This is a genomic window from Nonomuraea sp. NPDC049709, assembly GCF_040674815.1.
In the GTDB taxonomy this organism is placed as follows: domain Bacteria; phylum Actinomycetota; class Actinomycetes; order Streptosporangiales; family Streptosporangiaceae; genus Nonomuraea.
On record NZ_JBFANM010000040.1, the window covers coordinates 19383 to 36582 of the forward strand.

18 protein-coding genes are annotated in these 17200 nt (G+C 71.0%); 9 read left to right on the forward strand and 9 right to left on the reverse strand.

Features of this window, described 5'->3' with window-relative positions; genetic code table 11:
- The first annotated feature begins 786 nt into the window (after positions 1 to 786).
- A complete protein-coding gene (locus AB0J69_RS34560; protein ID WP_364126097.1) occupies positions 787 to 3102 on the forward strand; it encodes a sodium-translocating pyrophosphatase in 2316 nt (771 codons plus the stop codon).
- 234 nt (positions 3103 to 3336) lie between these two features.
- Positions 3337 to 3804 carry a histidine phosphatase family protein gene (locus AB0J69_RS34565; protein ID WP_364126100.1) on the forward strand — a complete coding sequence of 156 codons (468 nt, stop codon included), beginning with the start codon at positions 3337 to 3339 and terminating at the stop codon, positions 3802 to 3804.
- 15 nt (positions 3805 to 3819) lie between these two features.
- On the opposite strand, the gene serB is transcribed toward AB0J69_RS34565, so the two are convergent.
- The 4 genes from serB to AB0J69_RS34585 all read right to left on the reverse strand — a co-directional run bounded on the left by serB (position 3820) and on the right by AB0J69_RS34585 (position 7437).
- Positions 3820 to 5040: a phosphoserine phosphatase SerB gene (gene serB, locus AB0J69_RS34570; protein WP_364126102.1), complete on the reverse strand. Its 1221-nt coding sequence runs from the start codon at positions 5038 to 5040 to the stop codon at positions 3820 to 3822.
- A gap of 78 nt (positions 5041 to 5118) precedes the next feature.
- Positions 5119 to 5676 (reverse strand): hypothetical protein, encoded by a 558-nt coding sequence (locus tag AB0J69_RS34575; protein WP_364126105.1) that lies wholly within the window; start codon positions 5674 to 5676, stop codon positions 5119 to 5121.
- Positions 5677 to 5776: 100 nt separating this feature from the next.
- On the reverse strand, positions 5777 to 6784 hold the full coding sequence (locus AB0J69_RS34580) for an S-adenosylmethionine:tRNA ribosyltransferase-isomerase (protein ID WP_364126108.1): 1008 nt from the start codon (positions 6782 to 6784) through the stop codon (positions 5777 to 5779).
- The gene (locus AB0J69_RS34585) at positions 6781 to 7437 is read right to left on the reverse strand and encodes an SDR family oxidoreductase (RefSeq protein ID WP_364126111.1); all 657 of its coding nucleotides are present in this window, start codon (positions 7435 to 7437) and stop codon (positions 6781 to 6783) included. Before AB0J69_RS34585 ends, AB0J69_RS34580 begins: the two co-directional genes overlap by 4 nt.
- A gap of 123 nt (positions 7438 to 7560) precedes the next feature.
- On the opposite strand from AB0J69_RS34585, the gene AB0J69_RS34590 reads away from it, so the two are divergent.
- Positions 7561 to 8676 (forward strand): GAF domain-containing sensor histidine kinase, encoded by a 1116-nt coding sequence (locus AB0J69_RS34590; RefSeq protein WP_364126114.1) that lies wholly within the window; start codon positions 7561 to 7563, stop codon positions 8674 to 8676.
- On the forward strand, positions 8673 to 9293 hold the full coding sequence (locus AB0J69_RS34595) for a response regulator transcription factor (protein ID WP_364126117.1): 621 nt from the start codon (positions 8673 to 8675) through the stop codon (positions 9291 to 9293). Before AB0J69_RS34590 ends, AB0J69_RS34595 begins: the two co-directional genes overlap by 4 nt.
- A 4-nt stretch (positions 9294 to 9297) precedes the next feature.
- Here the strand turns inward: AB0J69_RS34595 and AB0J69_RS34600 are convergent, their stop codons facing one another.
- Positions 9298 to 9510: a hypothetical protein gene (locus AB0J69_RS34600; protein ID WP_364126120.1), complete on the reverse strand. Its 213-nt coding sequence runs from the start codon at positions 9508 to 9510 to the stop codon at positions 9298 to 9300.
- Between the two features lie 197 nt (positions 9511 to 9707).
- Here AB0J69_RS34600 and AB0J69_RS34605 point away from each other — a divergent pair, with 197 nt between their 5' ends.
- Positions 9708 to 11048 carry a WD40 repeat domain-containing protein gene (locus AB0J69_RS34605; RefSeq protein ID WP_364126123.1) on the forward strand — a complete coding sequence of 447 codons (1341 nt, stop codon included), beginning with the start codon at positions 9708 to 9710 and terminating at the stop codon, positions 11046 to 11048.
- An 81-nt stretch (positions 11049 to 11129) separates the two neighbouring features.
- Here the strand turns inward: AB0J69_RS34605 and AB0J69_RS34610 are convergent, their stop codons facing one another.
- Positions 11130 to 11846: a hypothetical protein gene (locus AB0J69_RS34610; RefSeq protein ID WP_364126126.1), complete on the reverse strand. Its 717-nt coding sequence runs from the start codon at positions 11844 to 11846 to the stop codon at positions 11130 to 11132.
- 68 nt (positions 11847 to 11914) lie between these two features.
- On the opposite strand from AB0J69_RS34610, the gene AB0J69_RS34615 reads away from it, so the two are divergent.
- The 4 genes from AB0J69_RS34615 (at position 11915) to AB0J69_RS34630 (ending at position 14796) form a co-directional block, all read left to right on the forward strand.
- Positions 11915 to 12703: an ABC transporter ATP-binding protein gene (locus tag AB0J69_RS34615; protein WP_364126129.1), complete on the forward strand. Its 789-nt coding sequence runs from the start codon at positions 11915 to 11917 to the stop codon at positions 12701 to 12703.
- A gap of 86 nt (positions 12704 to 12789) precedes the next feature.
- On the forward strand, positions 12790 to 13713 hold the full coding sequence (locus AB0J69_RS34620) for an SPFH domain-containing protein (RefSeq protein ID WP_364126132.1): 924 nt from the start codon (positions 12790 to 12792) through the stop codon (positions 13711 to 13713).
- A gap of 76 nt (positions 13714 to 13789) precedes the next feature.
- Positions 13790 to 14545, forward strand: a complete 756-nt coding sequence (locus AB0J69_RS34625) for a sulfite exporter TauE/SafE family protein (protein WP_364126135.1) — start codon at positions 13790 to 13792, stop codon at positions 14543 to 14545.
- Between the two features lie 23 nt (positions 14546 to 14568).
- Positions 14569 to 14796, forward strand: coding sequence for a hypothetical protein (locus AB0J69_RS34630; protein ID WP_364126138.1), 228 nt, complete (start codon positions 14569 to 14571; stop codon positions 14794 to 14796).
- Here AB0J69_RS34630 and AB0J69_RS34635 read toward each other — a convergent pair.
- From AB0J69_RS34635 to AB0J69_RS34645, 3 genes are read right to left on the reverse strand one after another with little or no spacing between them, the layout of a single operon-like run.
- Positions 14793 to 15617: an NAD(P)H-binding protein gene (locus tag AB0J69_RS34635; RefSeq protein ID WP_364126141.1), complete on the reverse strand. Its 825-nt coding sequence runs from the start codon at positions 15615 to 15617 to the stop codon at positions 14793 to 14795. The two genes, AB0J69_RS34630 and AB0J69_RS34635, sit on opposite strands and share 4 nt — an antisense overlap.
- Positions 15618 to 15646: 29 nt before the next feature.
- Entirely contained in the window at positions 15647 to 16558 is a 912-nt protein-coding gene (locus AB0J69_RS34640; protein WP_364126143.1) for a Rieske 2Fe-2S domain-containing protein, read from the reverse strand.
- A gap of 30 nt (positions 16559 to 16588) precedes the next feature.
- Positions 16589 to 17200, reverse strand: coding sequence for an HD domain-containing protein (locus AB0J69_RS34645; RefSeq protein ID WP_364126146.1), 612 nt, complete (start codon positions 17198 to 17200; stop codon positions 16589 to 16591).

The window sequence follows — 17200 nt, forward strand, 5'->3', positions numbered from 1 at the left end:
TGGGGCCTCTGGGCGTGGCGGTGGTGGTTGCCGCCCGGGCTCACAGACCCTGGTGGCGGGCTTCACCGCGACCTGGTGGGCCGGTCCGCCGCCGTCGTGACGGCGATCTGGCTGGTCCTGTGGATCGAGCCGGGTCCCGCCGGTATTCGGACGTGTCCCGGCGACAGTCTTGCCTGCCGGTACGATGCGCCGCACCGCCGCGCGATTCGTCCGGGTACCTGGTGCCGGCCCGTCGTGGTCCGTCTGTCCGGGCTCTCGTGGTCGGCAACTCCCGCGGTCGGTCATGGACGAGGGCCCGTCAGGGTGCCGCTGCCCGCCGGGCGCCTTCGCGGTGTCGGGCCTGATCCGGGTGCGTGGACGCCCGGGCGTCCCATCGAGGAAGACCGCTCCGCAGACCGGGCCGGGAGGCGGGAAAGCGGTTGCCGCCAAAGGGCTGGAGCCCCCTGGGCCGACGGGAGCCGGCCGCGCCGGAGGCACCCCGCCGACCTAGGTTTCGGTCCGACCGATATAGCGCCTTGCCTCGACCGTAAACCCAGGGAAATTTCGCTTGTCAGACCCCAAACCGGGGCACTGGCAGGGGATTACTAGACACTCGCACAATTAGCGACCGCGAGAGCCTTCATATCCGCTGAGTGCCTGCGTAGACTCCCGGCACCGGCCAAGGTGATCCGGCGGAATGCGGATTCAACCGGAAGCGGCACCCACAACCCGGATGGTGCCGCAACACCCGCCGAGGCAAACTGCAGCACCGCCCGGGCAGGACGACCGGTCTTGCCGAGGAGAACGATGAGCAGGCACATGCTGGCAGCGGAGCCAGCGTCCAATCTGGCCCTGAGCGGAAACAATCTCACCATCGTGGTCGTGGTCGCCGCGGTCGCACTTATCGCGCTAGCCGTCGCAGGCGGACTGGTACGCGAGGTGCTGTCCGCCGGCCAGGGCACCGAACGAATGCAGAACATCGCGCGCGCCGTACAAGAAGGCGCCGCGGCTTATCTCACGCGCCAGTTCCGCACGTTGGCGATCTTCGTCGTCGTGATTCCCTTCCTGTTGCTCCTGCTACCCGGAGAATGGGACGAACGCATCGGACGTTCGATCTTCTTCGTGGTCGGGGCGGTTTTCTCCGCGCTGACCGGGTTCATAGGCATGTGGCTGGCCGTGCGCGGGAACGTCCGTGTCGCCGCCGCGGCCAAGGAGTCCGGCGAGAAGCGCGCCATGCGCATCGCGTTCCGTACCGGCGGTGTGGCCGGGATGTTCACCGTGGGCCTCGGCCTGTTCGGGGCGGCCGTGGTGGTGTTCATCTACCAGGGTGACGCGCCCGCCGTGCTCGAAGGGTTCGGGTTCGGGGCGGCGCTGCTGGCGATGTTCATGCGAGTCGGCGGCGGCATCTTCACCAAGGCGGCCGACGTCGGCGCCGACCTGGTCGGCAAGGTCGAGCAGGGCATCCCGGAGGACGACCCGCGCAACGCCGCCACCATCGCCGACAACGTGGGCGACAACGTCGGTGACTGCGCCGGCATGGCGGCCGACCTGTTCGAGTCGTACGCGGTCATGCTGGTCGCCAGCCTCATCCTGGGCCGGGTGGCCTTCGGCCAGGAGGGGTTGATCTTCCCCCTCATCGTCCCGATGATCGGCGTCATCACCGCGATCATCGGCATCTTCGTCACCGGGATGCGCGACCGCGACCGCAGCGGCATGGCGGCGATCAACCGCAGCTTCTTCATCTCCGCCGCGATCTCGGCGGTGCTGGTGGCGGTGGCCGCGTTCTGGTACCTGCCCAGCAGCTTCTCCGGCCTGACCGGCGCCACGGTGCAGTCCGACGCCGACCCGAGGCTCATCGCCATCGGCGCGGTGCTGATCGGCCTGGTGCTGGCCAGTGCCATCCAGCTGCTCACCGGCTACTTCACCGAGACCACCCGCCGGCCCGTACGCGAGATCGGCGAGAGCTCGGCCACCGGCCCGGCGACCGTCATCCTGGCCGGCATCGCCGTCGGCCTGGAGTCGGCCGTCTACTCGGCGCTGATCATCGGCGGCGCGGTCTACGGCGCGTTCCTGCTCGGCTTCGGGAACGTGACGCTCGCGCTGTTCGCGGTGGCCCTGGCGGGCACCGGCCTGCTGACCACGGTCGGCGTCATCGTCTCGATGGACACCTTCGGTCCCGTCTCCGACAACGCCCAGGGCATCGCCGAGATGTCGGGCGACGTCGACGGCGAGGGCGCCCGCGTGCTGACCAGCCTCGACGCGGTCGGCAACACCACCAAGGCCATCACCAAGGGCATCGCCATCGCCACGGCCGTGCTGGCGGCGACGGCGCTGTTCGGCGCGTTCCGTACGGCCGTGGAGACCGAGCTGAGCAGGGCCGACGCGGCGATCAAGGGTGCGCTGGGCGAGTTCCAGAACTTCAGCCTCGGCATCGACAACCCCAACGTCCTCGTCGGGCTCATCATCGGCGCCGCGGTCGTGTTCCTGTTCGCGGGGCTGGCGATCTCGGCGGTCGGGCGGGCTGCGATGCGGGTGGTCTTCGAGGTACGCGACCAGTTCCGCAACAACCCGGGCATCATGGACGGCACGGTGAAGCCCGAGTACGGCCGCGTCGTGGACATCTGCACCCGCGACTCGCTCCGCGAGCTGGCCACCCCCGGCCTGCTGGCGGTCATGACGCCGATCGCGGTCGGCTTCGCCCTGGGGTACGCGCCGCTGGGCGCGTTCCTGGCCGGGGCCATCGCCTGCGGCACCCTGATGGCCGTCTTCCTGGCCAACTCCGGCGGCGCCTGGGACAACGCCAAGAAGCTCGTCGAGGACGGGCACCACGGCGGCAAGGGCTCCGAGGCGCACGCGGCCACGGTCATCGGCGACACGGTCGGCGACCCGTTCAAGGACACGGCCGGTCCGGCCATCAACCCGCTGATCAAGGTGATGAACCTGGTGGCGCTGCTGGTGGCGCCCGCGGTGGTCCTGTACGCGGGCAACCCGGCCCTGCGCATCGGCATCACCGTGGTCGCGGTGGGCGTGGTGGTCGGCGCGATCATCGTGTCCAAGCGGCGGTCGGTGACCAGCGAGCCGGCCAGCAACAACAACCGCGAGCACGAGCCCGTCCCGTCGTAACCCGCGGAGTTTCGAGGAGCCCGTTCCCCGGCCGGGGGCGGGCTCCTTCGCGTCGGAGCCGGCGGAGGGTGGGCGGGAGTGGAACCCGCGCACCTCGGTGGGAAACTGGGCGCGTGAACGATGAGAAGCGGCCCAGCGGCGGAAAGACCCTGGGCCTGATCCTGCTCGGAATGGTGGCCGTCCTGGCCGTGATCGTGGCGCTGTCGGTCTGGGCCTCGAGGACGGGATGAGCTCGTGCGTACCTTGATCGTGCTGCGCCATGCCAAAGCCGCCCAGGTGCCGGGCCTGGCCGACCGGGAGCGGCCCCTGACCGACCGGGGCGAGCGGGACGCCAAGCGGGCGGGTGACGAGATCAGAGCGGCCGGCTTCGACCCGGACGTGGTGCTCTGCTCGCCGGCGCTCAGGACCAGGCGCACCGCCGAGATCGCCTTCCCCGAGACGGAGATCAGCTACGAGCGCGAGATCTACGAGGCGTACCCCGAGGAGCTGCTGGAGCTGGTCCGCCGGTCCGACCCCGGCCTGGGCACCGTCGTGCTGTGCGGGCACAACCCGGGCGTGCACGAGCTGGCCCTGGGGCTGGCCGGGGGCGACTACGGGTTCCGGCCGGGGGCGTTCGCGGTGATCGGCGTGGAGTCGGCCTGGGAGGACCTGTGGCCGGGCGAGGGACGCCTCGTCAGCCACTGGGACCCCAAGGAACACTAGGTCACCGCGCCGACCTCACTGGGCCGTGAGCACGCTGTCCTCGGCGTCCGCGGCCTCCACCTCGTCCCGCGAGATGCCCAGCAGGTAGAGGATCGAGTCCAGGTACGGCGTGTTGACCGCGGTGTCGGCCGCCTGGCGCACCACGGGCTTGGCGTTGAACGCGATCCCCAGCCCGGCCGCCGCGATCATGTCCAGGTCGTTGGCGCCGTCGCCGATGGCCACCGTCTGGGAGATCGGCAGGCGGGCCTCGCGCGCGAACCTCTCCAGCGCCCGCGCCTTGCCCGGCCGGTCGACGATCTCGCCGACGACCCGGCCGGTCAGCCGGCCGTCGATCACTTCGAGCACGTTGGCGGCGGAGTAGTCGATGCCGAGCTCCTCCACCAGCCCGTCGGTGATCTGCGTGAACCCGCCGCTGACGATGGCGAAGCGGTAGTCGAGCCGCTTGAGCGTGCGCACCAGCGTACGGGCGCCGGGCGTGAGCACGACCTCCTTGCGCACCAGCTCGAACACCTCGGCCGGCAGCCCTTCGAGCAGCGCGACCCGGCGCCGCAGCGACTCGGCGAAGTCCAGCTCGCCGCGCATGGCCTCCTCGGTGACCCGGGCGACCTCCTCCAGGCAACCCGCGTGCGCCGCCAGCAGCTCGATGACCTCGCCCTGGATGAGGGTGGAGTCGACGTCCATGACGATCAGCCGCTTGGCCCGGCGGGACAGGCCGGTGCGCTGCACGGCCACGTCCACCTCCTGCGCGGCGGCCTCGGCGGCCAGCTCCACGCGCAGCGCGTCGGGGTCGGCGCCGGACACGGACAGCTCGATGCAGGTGACGGGCCACTGGGCGAGGCGTTCGATGCGGTCGATGTTCGCGCCGGCGGCGGCGATGCGGCCGGCGATGCCCGCGATGGCGGCCGGCTGCAGGGTGGCGCCGAGCACGCTGACCGACAGGCGGCCGCGGCGGCGCTGCTCCTTGGCCTGCGATCCGGTGGAGAGCTCCACCTCCATGCCGAGGTCCTCGGCCACTCGCTCGACGGCGGTCCACATGGCGCCGAGGGTGGTTCCGGTGCCGGTCGAGGGCCCGCCCGCGTACGCGACGAGCACGCCGAGCGTGAGACGGCCCCGGATGACGACCTGTTCGATGTCCGCCACTGTCACCGGGAAATTCGACAGAACGGAGAAAAGTCGTGAAGTTACGCCCGGGCGATCAGGGCCGGTCAGTGTGATCAGGAGGGTGCGCTGGTCCACATCCAGCCACGGTACTGCGCCCGGTCCGATGCTCGTGAAGCAGGTTGGGCATTCGGGCGCGGGCGCAGTGTGTCAGGACTAGCGGACGATCTTGGTCTTGACCGTCTTGGCGTAGCCGTGCTCGGGGATGCCGAGGCGGTCGAGCTCTTCCTTGCTCATGTTCTCCATGCCCGTCTGGACGTCGTAGGAGATGATGCCGAGCGTCGCCGTCTGGGTGCCCTTCGCCTTCTTCGTCAGCCTGGTCTCGAAGACCATGGTGACGGATTCGCCCTTCTCCAAGACCTTGTTGGCGAAGCAGTAGAAGGCGCGGCCGTCAAGGAAGCACTCGGTGTCGGCGATGCTCGTGCGGTAGCGGATCTTCTTCAGGTCGACGCCCTTGGGGAACTGGCCACCGAGGAACCAGGCGTCCGCGTAGTGCGGGCCGTCGTTGACGGCGTGGATCGTGTAGTTGATCCGGCCGCCGGCCTTGACCTTCTTGGGGGCCTTCACCGTCACGTCGAAGACGGAGAACGGGTCGTCCTGCACGGCCTTGACGGCCGTGGCGGGAGCGGTCGTGGCGGAGGCAGGAACAGCCGGGAGGAGCAGGGCGCCCGCGACTAAAGCCAGCGAGGCGACCTTGGGAAGGGAGTTGCGCATTCAACGTCTCCGGGATCAAAGGGCACGGGGACGCAACAGAACTAAGCCCCCGTAAATGTCGGCTGTTCCTATCACGAATGCAAAATCTGTGTAAAGCCTATTACTTCAGAATCAAGTGCGTGTCGCCGAACTCGTGCCACAGGTACCCCTGGCGTAGCGCCTCCTCGTACGCGCGGGCCAGCGCCGGTTCGCCCGCGATCGCAGTCAGCATGAGCAGGTGGCTGGAGCGCGGCTCGTGCAGGCCCGTGATCAGCCCCGTGACCGCCCGTACGCCGCTCTCGGGGGTGACGATGTGCCTGGTCCAGCCCCCGGAGGCGGACACCCGCCCGTCGGCGCCGACGGCCGTCTCCAGGGCCCGTACGACGGTCGTCCCCGCCGCCACCACCCGCCCGCCGCTCTCCCTGGCCAGGTTCACCAGCCGCGCGGTGGCCGCCGGCACCTCGTACCGCTCGGGGTAGGGCGGCTCGTCCTTCTCCGGCGAGGCCACCCCCGTGTGCAGCGTGATCGGCGCGATCCCCACGCCCCGCGCCACCAGCGCCGTCACCAGGTCGGCGGTGAACGGCCGGGCCGCGCTCGGCATCTCCGCGCTCCCCGGCACGGTCCCGAACACGGTCTGGTACGCCTCGATCGGCCAGTCCCGCTCCACGTACGAGTAGCGGATCGGCACCCCGTGCACCCGCAGGTACGCCTCCACGTCCCGGTCGAGCGCGGCCCGCCACAGCCGTGGCGTCTCCCGCTCGATCAGCCGCAACGTCGCCCGCCCCGGCATCGGCAGCCACTCGCCCGGCTCGCCCCCGCCGTAGGGCTCGGACGCCTTCCCGGTACGGCGGCGCAGCTCCACCAGCCACGTGCCGTCCGGCCTGGCGGTGGAGAAGTGCACGGCCAACCGGTCCAGCCGGACGGCCGCGGGCAGGGTCGCCGAGTTGTTCACCACGATCAGGTCCCCCGGGTCCAGCAGGCCCGGCAGGTCGGCGAAGCGGTGATGGGCCGGCTCCAGGTCACCGCGCGAGACCATCAGGCGGACCGCGTCCCTGGACATGCCTCGCGCCTCAGGCGGTTCGTGGGCCGACAGGCCGGGCGGCAGCTGGAAGTCGAGCGCGGCGGTCATTGCAGGCTCACTTTTCCGCTCGCCGGGCGGGCGCTCACCAGGTCGTACAGCGCGGCGGCCACCTTGGCCGGGCCGGCGGCGGCCGCGGCCTCCTCGGCGCCCACGGCGTCGGCGAGCATGCGGGTGTTCATCTCGCCGGGGTCGACCCACCAGACGCGCAGGGCGGGCTCCTCGGCGGCCAGCACGTTGGAGAGCTGCTCGAGCGCGGCCTTGGTGGCGCCGTAGCCGCCCCAGCCCTCGTACGCGCCCGTGGCGGCGTCGGAGGTGATGTTCACGACCGCGCCGCCGGCCGCTCGGAGGGCGGGCAGCGTGGCCTGGACGAGGGCGAGCGGTGCGGTGACGTTGGTCTCCAGCAGCACCCTGAACGCCTCCAGCGGATAGCCCGCCAGCGGCGGCAGCGGCGTCACACCCAGGTCACTGGCGTTGTTGACCAGCAGGTTCAGCTCGGGTGCCGCTCTGGCCAGCCGTTGCACGTGTTCGGGGTCGGTCACGTCGCCCGCGATCGCGGTGGCGCCCAGCTCGGCGGCGACCCGCTCCAGGTCGGCCGCCCCGCGGGCGGTGAGCACGAGGTTCCAGCCCGCGCCCGCCAGGGACCTCGCCAGGGCGAGGCCGAGTCCACGGGAGGCGCCGGTGATGAGTGCGGTGTTCGTCATACAGCCGACGGTAGGAACGCGGCGCGCGGCGTACATCGGGCTGAGGGCCCGCCCTCGCCTGGGCACATCGTCCTAGGACCGTGGACCCGGGATCCTGTCGGGCCCGGACCATAGAGTGGGGCCGTGACCTCCGACCGAGACGAGATCCTGCAGGCGGTGAGCTCCGCGGTGCTCGCGGTCACCCGCCATCTGTCGGTCCGCGAGGTGCTCCAGGTCATCGTACGCTCGGCGCAGCGGCTCCTCGACGCCCGCTACGCCGCGCTCGGCGTCCCCGACGAGGACGGGTCGTTCGCCGAGTTCGTCGCCGAGGGCCTCACCGACAAGCAGTGGGACGCGATCGGGCCGCTGCCCAGGCAGCACGGCATGCTCGGCGCGATGCTCCGCGACGGCGCTCCCGCCCGGCTGCCCGACCTGCGCAAAGACCCCAGGTTCGAGTGGTGGCCGAAGGCGCATCCGGTGATGAAGGACTTCCTCGGGGTGCCGATCCGCGACGGCGACCAGGTGCTCGGCATCATCTTCCTGGCCAACAAGCGCACGCCCGGCGGGTTCACCCAGGACGACCAGGAGCTGCTCACGCTGTTCGCCGCCCATGCCGCGATCGCGCTGGCCAACGCCCGGCTCTACGAGCGCGGGCGCGAGCTGGCGATGCTGGAGGAGCGCAACCGGGTGGCCAGGGAGCTGCACGACGCGGTCACGCAGAAGCTGTTCTCGCTGCGGCTCACGGCGCAGGCCGCCGGCGCCATGCTCGACAAGGCCCCCGACAAGGCCGCCGTCGAGATCGAGCGCGTCCAGCGGCTGGCCGGCGAGGCCCTGGCCGAGCTGCGGGCGGTGATCGTCGAGCTGCGCCCGGCGGAGCTCGACCGGCACGGGCTGTCGGAGACGCTGCGCAAGCACGTGCGCATGCTCGACCGGCTCCACCCGTCCCTGGTCACGTTCGAGTGCGCCGAGCTGCCGCCGCTGGACTCGGCGGTCGAGGTGGCGGTGCTGAGGGTGGCCCAGGAGGCGCTGCACAACGCGCTGCGGCACTCCGGCGCCACCAGGGTCACCGTGCGGCTGTGGTGCGAGGCCGACAGGCTGGCGCTGACCGTGCACGACGACGGGAACGGGTTCGAGCAGGCGGAGTCGCGCGGCCTGGGCCTGGTGTCGATGCGCGACCGGGCCGAGTCGGTGGGGGGCGTCATGACGGTCGACTCGGTTCCCGGCCAGGGGACCACCGTACGCGTGGAGGTGGGCCTGTGATCCGGGTGCTGATCGCCGACGATCATCCGGTGGTGCGGCAGGGGCTGCGGACGTTCCTCGACCTGCAGGACGACATCACGGTCGTCGGCGAGGCGGGCGACGGGGAGCAGGCCGTCGAGCTGGTCGGGGAGCTGGCGCCCGACGTGCTGCTGCTGGACCTGAAGATGCCGGTGCTCGACGGGCTGGGCGCGCTGGAGCGGCTGGCCGGCGCGGCGACCAAGGTGGTCGTGTTGACCTCGGTGAGCGATCCGTCGGACGTCGGTCCGGCGATGCGGGCGGGGGCGGCCGGGTTCCTCTACAAGGACGTCGATCCGCCCGCGCTCGTGCAGGCCGTACGCGCTGTGCACGGCGGGCAGGTGCTGCTGGCCCCGGAGGCGGCGGAGGCGATGCTGGCCACCTCCGCGAACGGCGCCGTCCCCGCGCCGGTGCCGCTGACCGAGCGCGAGCGCGAGGTGCTCGCGCTGATCGCTTCCGGCCGGTCCAACAGGGAGATCGCCAGGAGCCTGGCCGTCGCGGAGAAGACGGTCAAGACCCACGTCTCCAACGTGCTGATGAAGCTGGGCGTGCAGGACCGCACCCAGGCCGCGCTGTACGCCGTACGGCACGGCCTCGGCTGATCGGTCAGGTGTCCTTCTTCTTGTTCGATTCCTGGTGGCTGGCGGGCGGGTTGTACTCCTTGACCACGGGCGGCGGCGTCCAGCTCCGGCCGGGGTTACGCGGCGGGGTGACGATCTGCGTCTTGACCGTCTTGAGCCAGTGATAGCCCTTGATGCCGAGGCGCTCGAGCTCTTCCTCGTCGATGTTCTCCATGCCCTGGTCGACGTCGAACGACATCACGCCGACCTTGGCCGTGACCGTGCCGGTGGTGCCCTTCTTCAGCAGCAGCGGCGCATGGCCAGGCGATCCCGCGCAGTCAGGCGGACGCGCGTAGCCAGGTGGAGCCGCGCGGCCAAGCGCCCGCGCGCAGCCAGGTGCCCGTGCGTGGCCAAGCGCCCGCGCAGGGCCAGGTGCCCGTGCAGGGCGAAGGTGCCGTGCGTGAGCAGGGGGACGCTTCCGAGTCGCCCTCGCGAGCCGACCACCCCGCCGGCGGCGGTGCGGGGGGCGACGGCAACGACGCCTTCTTCAAGCATGTCCCGGCCGAGGAGCAGCCCGACCTCGTCAAGGCCAGGCGTAAGCGGGCCGCGATGGTGTCCGTCACGCTGGTCGTCGCCCTGGCGCTGGCCGGCGGGATCCTGTACTTCGGCCCGACGATGTTCGGTACGCGACCGTCCGGAGGCGGGGCCGTGGCACAGGTGACCACGTCCGTCACCCCGACTCCCGCAGGTGCCACCCGGACTCCCACCCCGACGACGGTGACGCCGACGCCGACCCCGGTGCCGACGCCGGTCGAGGTGGAGCGGGCGACGGTGCCGGTGTTGGGCAAGCAGGACGGCAAGTCGCTCAAGGGCCACACCAGGGGCGTGCAGACGCTCTCCGCCGTCCCCGTGGGTGACAAGACGTGGCTGGTCACAGGAGGCCAGGACGGCCGGGTACGCCTGTGGGACCTGGGCAAGCACAAGTCCCTGGCCACGATGAGGGGCCACAGCGAGGAGGTCTACGCCGTCGCCGGCGTGATGATGGGCAAGACCCCCATGGCCGTCTCCGGCGGCTACGACGGCAGCGTCCGCCTGTGGAACCTCAAGACCCGCAAGGGCAAGGTCCTCGGCTGGCACGGTGACGCGGTCTACGCCGTCGCGCTGACGAAGGTCAAGGGCAAGTACGTCGCGGTCACCGGCGACGCCAACGGCTACCTGAAGTTCTGGGACCTGGACAAGCGCAAGGCCACCGGCAAGATGATCAGGGCCCACCGCAAGCCGGTGAACTGGCTCAGCGCCACCCACATCGGCGACCGCGCGGTGGCCGTGTCGGCCAGCGAGGACGAGACGCTGCGGGTCTGGGACATGTCGAAGCGCAAGGCGTACGGCAAGACGTACAAGGGTCACTCGAAGGGCGTCTACTCGGTCGCGGTGGGGAAGGTGGACGGGAAGACGGTCGTGGCGTCTGGCGGCAAAGACGGAAAAATCCGGATTTGGGATCCGAAGAACGGCAAGACCCTCGGCACCATGTCCGGCCACAAGAAGATCGTCTACTCGCTGTCCTTCGGGTCCATGAGCGACCGGACGGTGCTGCTGTCAGGCAGCACCGACGGCACGATCCGGCTCTGGGACCCAGAGACCCGCAAGGCCCTCGGCAAGCCCGTCAAGGCCCACAAGAGCGGCGTGTACGCGGTCGGCATCGTCCCCGTGGGCAAGGACACGGCCGTCGTCTCGGCGGGCAAGGACAAGCTGGTCAGGGTCTGGAAGGCCGAAGACGTGGCCGCCTCCGGCTCCTGACGGCGAGACGGAAGCGCGCGGCGGCCTGATCCGGTGGACGAGGGGGCCGGGTCGACGGTTCCGGTACCCGAAAGGGCAGGGTCATTGGTTTCTGACCGGCTCGAAGATCGCGTGGTGCGCCGCCACGAGCGCGCGGCGTACCGCCCGGTCGAGCTCGCGCAGCGCGGCCCTGCCCGCGGCGACCTGCCCCGACGTGAGCCCGCGCTCGTCGGTCAGGCGCAGCACGGCGCCCAGTCGCGTGGCGAGGGCCGAGACCCGGTGGGCCCGCCCCGGATAGCCGGGTGCGAGCTCCCCGCCGCGCTCAAGCCGCTCGGGACGGCCCTGCGCGGGGCCGTCCACCGACGCCAGGGCCTCGGTGGCCGCGCGCATCGCGTCGGACAGCTCCCGCTCGGCCTCCGCCAAGGAGGGCAGGTCATGGCGTACGGGGCCGGAGTCGTGCACCTCCAGGCGTACCCCGACATAGGACGACCCGCGCCGGTCCGGCAGCGGCACCAGCCCGAGGTTGTGGTCACCGAGCACGGCGATCGCGGCCTGGCCGGCGTCGACCGCCGCCGAGTTGAACGACGCCGGCCCCGACAGCCCCAGCGGGTCTCCGGGCGCGGGCAGGGCGAGCCGGAACTCGCGCAGGCCACCGGCGCGCAGGTTTGCGAGGTATTTACGCAAGGGGACGTCGCCCGCCACGGCGGGCCCGCCGACGGCTTCCACGTGGTCAGCCGCCTCATCGAGGCCGACGTGACCGGACAGCCAGGCATTGCCCCAGGCGACCAGGGATGGGCAGACAGTCGATTCAGGGCGCACCGATCCACGATAAGCGCTCGCCCTGCAATAGGTTTGTCCAGAGGGTGACTCCTAAGGAGGGATCGGGGATGGGTGGTCAGGTGCTGCGGCTCCAGGACGTCGCCGTCAGGCGCGACGGAGCGGCCCTGCTGCGCGGCATCGACTGGACGGTCAACGAGGACGAGCGATGGGTCGTCATCGGTCCCAACGGTGCCGGCAAGACCACGTTGCTGCAGGTCGCGGCCACGTTGCTCTATCCGAGCGAAGGCCTGGTCGAGGTGCTGGGGGAGCGGCTGGGGCAGGCGGACGTGTTCGACCTGCGGCCCAGGATCGGGCTGGCGAGCGCCGCGCTGGCCGAGCGCATCCCGCCGGAGGAGAAGGTCATCGACCTCGTGCTGACGGCCTCCTACGCGATCATGGGCCGCTGGACCGAGGAATACGACTCCAACGACGTGACCAGGGCCGTCGAGCTGATCGACATGATGGGCGCGGCTCACCTGATCAGGCGCCGCTTCGGCACCCTGTCGGAGGGCGAGCGAAAGCGGGTGCAGATCGCCCGCGCACTCATGCCCGACCCCGAGATGCTCCTGCTCGACGAGCCGGCGGCCGGGCTTGACCTGGGCGGCCGGGAAGACCTGGTGCGCCGCCTGTCGCTGCTGGCCGGCGACTACCGCTCGCCGACGCTGGTGCTGGTGACGCATCACGTGGAGGAGGTGCCCAGCGGGTTCACGCACGGGCTGCTGCTGCGTCACGGCTCCGTGGTGTCCCAGGGGCCGCTGGAGCACGTCATGACCTCCGACAACCTCTCGCAGACGTTCGGCGTGCCGCTCTCGCTGGAGCGCAGCGCGGAGGGCCGCTGGTACGCCCGCGCTCACTAGATCACCATTTATGCGGATAAAAGACGGCCAAACCTGAAACCAAATAGGATCTACGGAGTCGGTATCCTCGACTCCGGAGCGTCGCCATGTCCGTCGAGCAGCTCATCGTCGCCATCGTCGTGGTCGCGGCGGTGGGCTTCGGGGTGGCCCGTACGATCCGTATCATCCCGCAGGCCACGGCCGCCATCATCGAGCGCCTGGGCCGCTACCACCGGACGCTGACCCCCGGGCTGAACCTGGTGGTGCCGTTCATCGACCGCATCAAGGACATGATCGACCTGCGGGAGCAGGTGGTGTCGTTCCCGCCGCAGCCGGTGATCACCTCCGACAACCTCGTCGTGTCCATCGACACCGTCATCTACTTCCAGGTCACCAATCCGAAGGCGGCCACGTACGAGATCGCGAACTTCCTCATCGGCGTCGAGCAGCTCACCGTCACCACGCTGCGCAACGTGGTCGGCGGCATGGACCTGGAACGCACGCTGACCTCCCGCGAGGACATCAACACCGCGCTGCGCGGCGTGCTGGACGAGGCGACCGGCAAGTGGGGCATCCGGGTCAACCGGGTCGAGCTCAAGGCCATCGACCCGCCCGCCTCCATCCAGGACTCGATGGAGAAGCAGATGCGCGCCGACCGCGACAAGCGCGCCGCCGTCCTGACCGCCGAGGGGCAGCGCCAGGCGGCGATCCTGGCCGCCGAGGGCGAGAAGCAGGCGGCGGTGCTGCGGGCGCGCGGCGAGGCGGAGGCCGCCGTGCTGCGCGCCCAGGCGGACGCGGAGGCCCAGGCCATGCGCGCCAAGGGGCAGGCGGACGCGATCGGCATGGTGTTCAAGGCCATCCACGAGGGCAACCCGGACCAGCATCTCCTCGCCTACCAGTACCTGCAGACCCTGCCCGAGATCGCAAAAGGCGACGCCAATAAAATTTGGATCGTCCCATCCGAAATGGGCAAGGTCCTGGAAAACCTGGGCGGCCTCTTCACTCCCCCCAAGGACCGGGACACCCGGTGAGAACCCTGCCGCACTGACTGCCGCCGCGGCCCTGACCGGGCACGGCGGCACGGCGGCGGTCTGGTCGGGAGGGTTCGTGACGGGGTGGGAACTGGCCGCGGTCTGCGCTGCCGGGGTGGTGGCGGGCGCCATCAACGCAGTGGTCGGGTCGGGGTCGCTGATCACGTTCCCCACGCTGCTGGCGATCGGCGTCGACCCCGTCACGGCGAACGTCTCCAACACCATCGGCCTCGTGCCCGGCTCCTTCACGGCCGCGTACGGCTACCGCACCGAGCTCCTGGGCCAGCGCGAGCGCCTGCTGCGCCTGGGCGCCGCCTCGGCGCTGGGGGCGCTGATCGGCGGGATCCTGCTGCTGTTCCTGGACCCCGACGTGTTCGAGGTCGTGGTCGTGGCGCTGATCGCGCTGGCCTGCGTGCTGGTCCTGGCACAGCCCAGGCTCAACGCGTGGGTGTCGGCGCGGCGCGAGGAGGCGCACCCGCACGGCGGCGCGGCGCTGTGGCTGGGGGTGCTGGCCTCGGGCGTCTACGGCGGGTACTTCGGGGCCGCCCAGGGCGTGCTGCTGATCGGGCTGCTCGGCATCTTCCTGGACGACGGCCTGCAGCGGGTGAACGCGGCCAAGAACGTCCTCGCGCTGATCGTCAACGCCGTGGCCGCCGTGCTGTTCGTGGTGGTCGCGGACGTCGACTGGCAGGCCGTGGCGGGGGTGGCGCTGGGCGCGGTCGCGGGCGGGTTCGTGGGCGCCCGGCTGGGGCGGCGCATCCCGGCCCCGGTGCTGCGCGCGGTCATCGTCTGTGTCGGGATTGCGGCCATTATCGTACTGGTGTACGGATAACTGCCCGTGGGTATAACCAGGACATGAAGGGTGATCGGGTGGAGATCGTCATCGACGCGGGCGGCTCGTCGCCCCGCACCTACGAGATCACGGCCACCCGCGCCGGCCGGCGGGTCGAGGTGGCCAACCGGCGGGGGCTCGTGGAGGTGAGTGAGGTCACCCGCAGCGGCACGCCGGTGCGCACGGCCAGGTTCATGTCCAGCCGCATCCTCGCCCTCGTGGAGCACCCCGCCGACGAGGCGGCCTCCTAGGAGAAGTCCGCGGCGTGCTCCTCCGCCCACCGGCGGAACGTCAGCGCGGGGCGGCCCAGCAGCTTCTCCACGGTGCCGGTGGCCCTCTCGGGGTTGGTCACGAAGCTCTCCCAGGTCCGCAGCGCACTGTCCACGAACGCCGGGTCGCCCCATCCCGCCATGAGCTGCTCCCTGGCCTCCTCCGGCGGCAGCTCCTCCCAGCGCACCTCGCGCCCGATCACCTCGCCGATCACGCGTACCTGCTCGGCCTGGGTCAGCTCGTCGGGCCCGCTGAGCACGTACGAGGCGCCGTTGTGGCCGCCGGAGGTGAGCACGTGCACGGCCACCGCGGCGATGTCCTGCTCGTGGATCAGCGCCCTGGACGCCTTCCCGTACGGCCACCGCACCACACCCTGCCGGATCTGGTCCGCCCACCCCAGCGTGTTGACCGCGAAGCCGCCGGGCCGCAGGAACGTCCAGCCGAGCCCGGACCGCCGGATGAGCTCCTCGATCTCCTGGTAGTGCGAGGCCGCCGTCCCGTCGTCGGACACGTTCGCCGACACGTACACCACGCGCCGGGCGTGCCGCGCGATCACCGAGATCACGTCGGAGGCGTTCCCCGTCGTGAAGCCCGGCCAGACCAGGAAGACGCTCTCCACGTCCGCCAGCGCCGCCTCCACCGTCCCGGGGACGGTCAGATCACCGCGTACGGTCTCCACGTCCGCCTGGACCCGCTCCGGGTTCCTGGCGAACGCCCGAACGTCCAGCCCGGCCTCCGTGAGCCGGGACACCACATGCCTGCCAACATTGCCGGTCGCACCGGTCACAAGGATCTTCCCCATGACCTCGACGGTAGAACCTCAATCTAACTTCAGGTCAACCCCGGCCGTACCTGGATCGTGCCGTCACGCCTGATCCGCGTCTCGAACACGGGCGCCGGCGCGGTCGCGGGCCCGTGCTTGACCGAGCCGTCCGCCAGCCGGAACGTGCTGCTGTGCCACGGGCACACCACGCACGCCTCGCCGTCCTCCATGACCAGCCGGCCCTGGTGCAGCGGTCCGGCCAGGTGCGGGCACCGGTCGGCGAGCACGGTCACGCCCTCCCCCTGGCGCAGTACGAAGAGCTGGATGTAGCCGAGACGTCGGGCCACCGGCCGGCCCTCGGGAAGGTCCTTGAGCGGGCAGAGGTCGTGCCAGCCCAGCGGCACCAGATGCGTCACCTGCGGGGCGTGATTGGCCCCCGCGGCCTGCCGGTAGGCCAGGTGGCCGCCGAGATAGGCGCCGAGCCCGCCCACGGCCAGCCCGGCGAAGGACAACATCCGGCCGGGCCGCTCGCGCCCGTGCATGCGAGCCCACAGGGAGGCGGAGAACAGGCCGAGGGCGGTCATGTTCGACAGCATGTGGACGAAACCCACCCGCTGCTGCTCGCGGTGCAGCGAGGACCAGTCGGTCAGCCCGGCCGCCGCCGTGGGCAGCGCGTTGACCAGGCCCGTGGCCAGCAGCAGGCGCGCGGCGCGCGGGTCGGCTTTCGCCAGGTCCAGCACGGCCGTCGAGATCCAGCAGCCCAGGCTGACCGTGGCCAGCGGCGGGTGCACCGGCTCCCCGAGCGGGACGCCGTGCAGCAGGTCGCGCAGGCGGCCCTGGCGCAGCCGCCGGCGTACGACCTTGGCCAGCCCTCTGATCGGCCGGTCCATGGCCTTCGACTTCTCGAGCCGGTCGGCGATGGCCACTGGTCCGGCGAAACCCCGCAACTGCCGACGTCTCGCGCGTACTGTCTCTTTCACGACAAGTCCCCTACCCCGGCCTTTGGGGGATCACTCGGACAGGTGGCCCCGGGCCACGGAGAGTTCGACCAGCTCCAGGGCGTACGCGCCCAGCGAGGGCGACCCCTCCTCGATGATCCGCACCTTCTCCCGCACCTGCCCGGCCGTCACCTTGAACAGCGGCCACGTGCCGCCCTCGGTGTGGTGGTTGGCCAGGATCGGGGCGAAGCGGTCGAGCGCCTTCGCGAACCTCGCCTCCGGCGTCTTCCTGGCCTCGAACTCGTCCCACAGCTCCCGCAGCCACGCCCCCTGCTCGGCGGGCAGCAGGCCGAAGATGCGGTCGGCGGCGGCCCGCTCGGCCTCGGCCTGCGCGGAGACCGCCACCGCGTCGTAGACGAAGGTGTCACCGGCGTCGATCTCGACCAGGTCGTGCACCAACAACATGGCCACCACCCGTTGGAGGTCGGTACCGGGTGGGGCATGCTCGCCGAGGACCATCGCCAGCGTGCCCACGTACCAGGAGTGCTCTGCGGTGTTCTCCCGCCGCGAGCCGTCGATGAGATGGTTGCGGCGGATGATCCGCTTCAACTTGTCGATCTCGATGGCGAAGGCGATCTGGGCGTTCAGGCGGTCCTCTTCCGGCGCGATAGTCACGCGCGACAC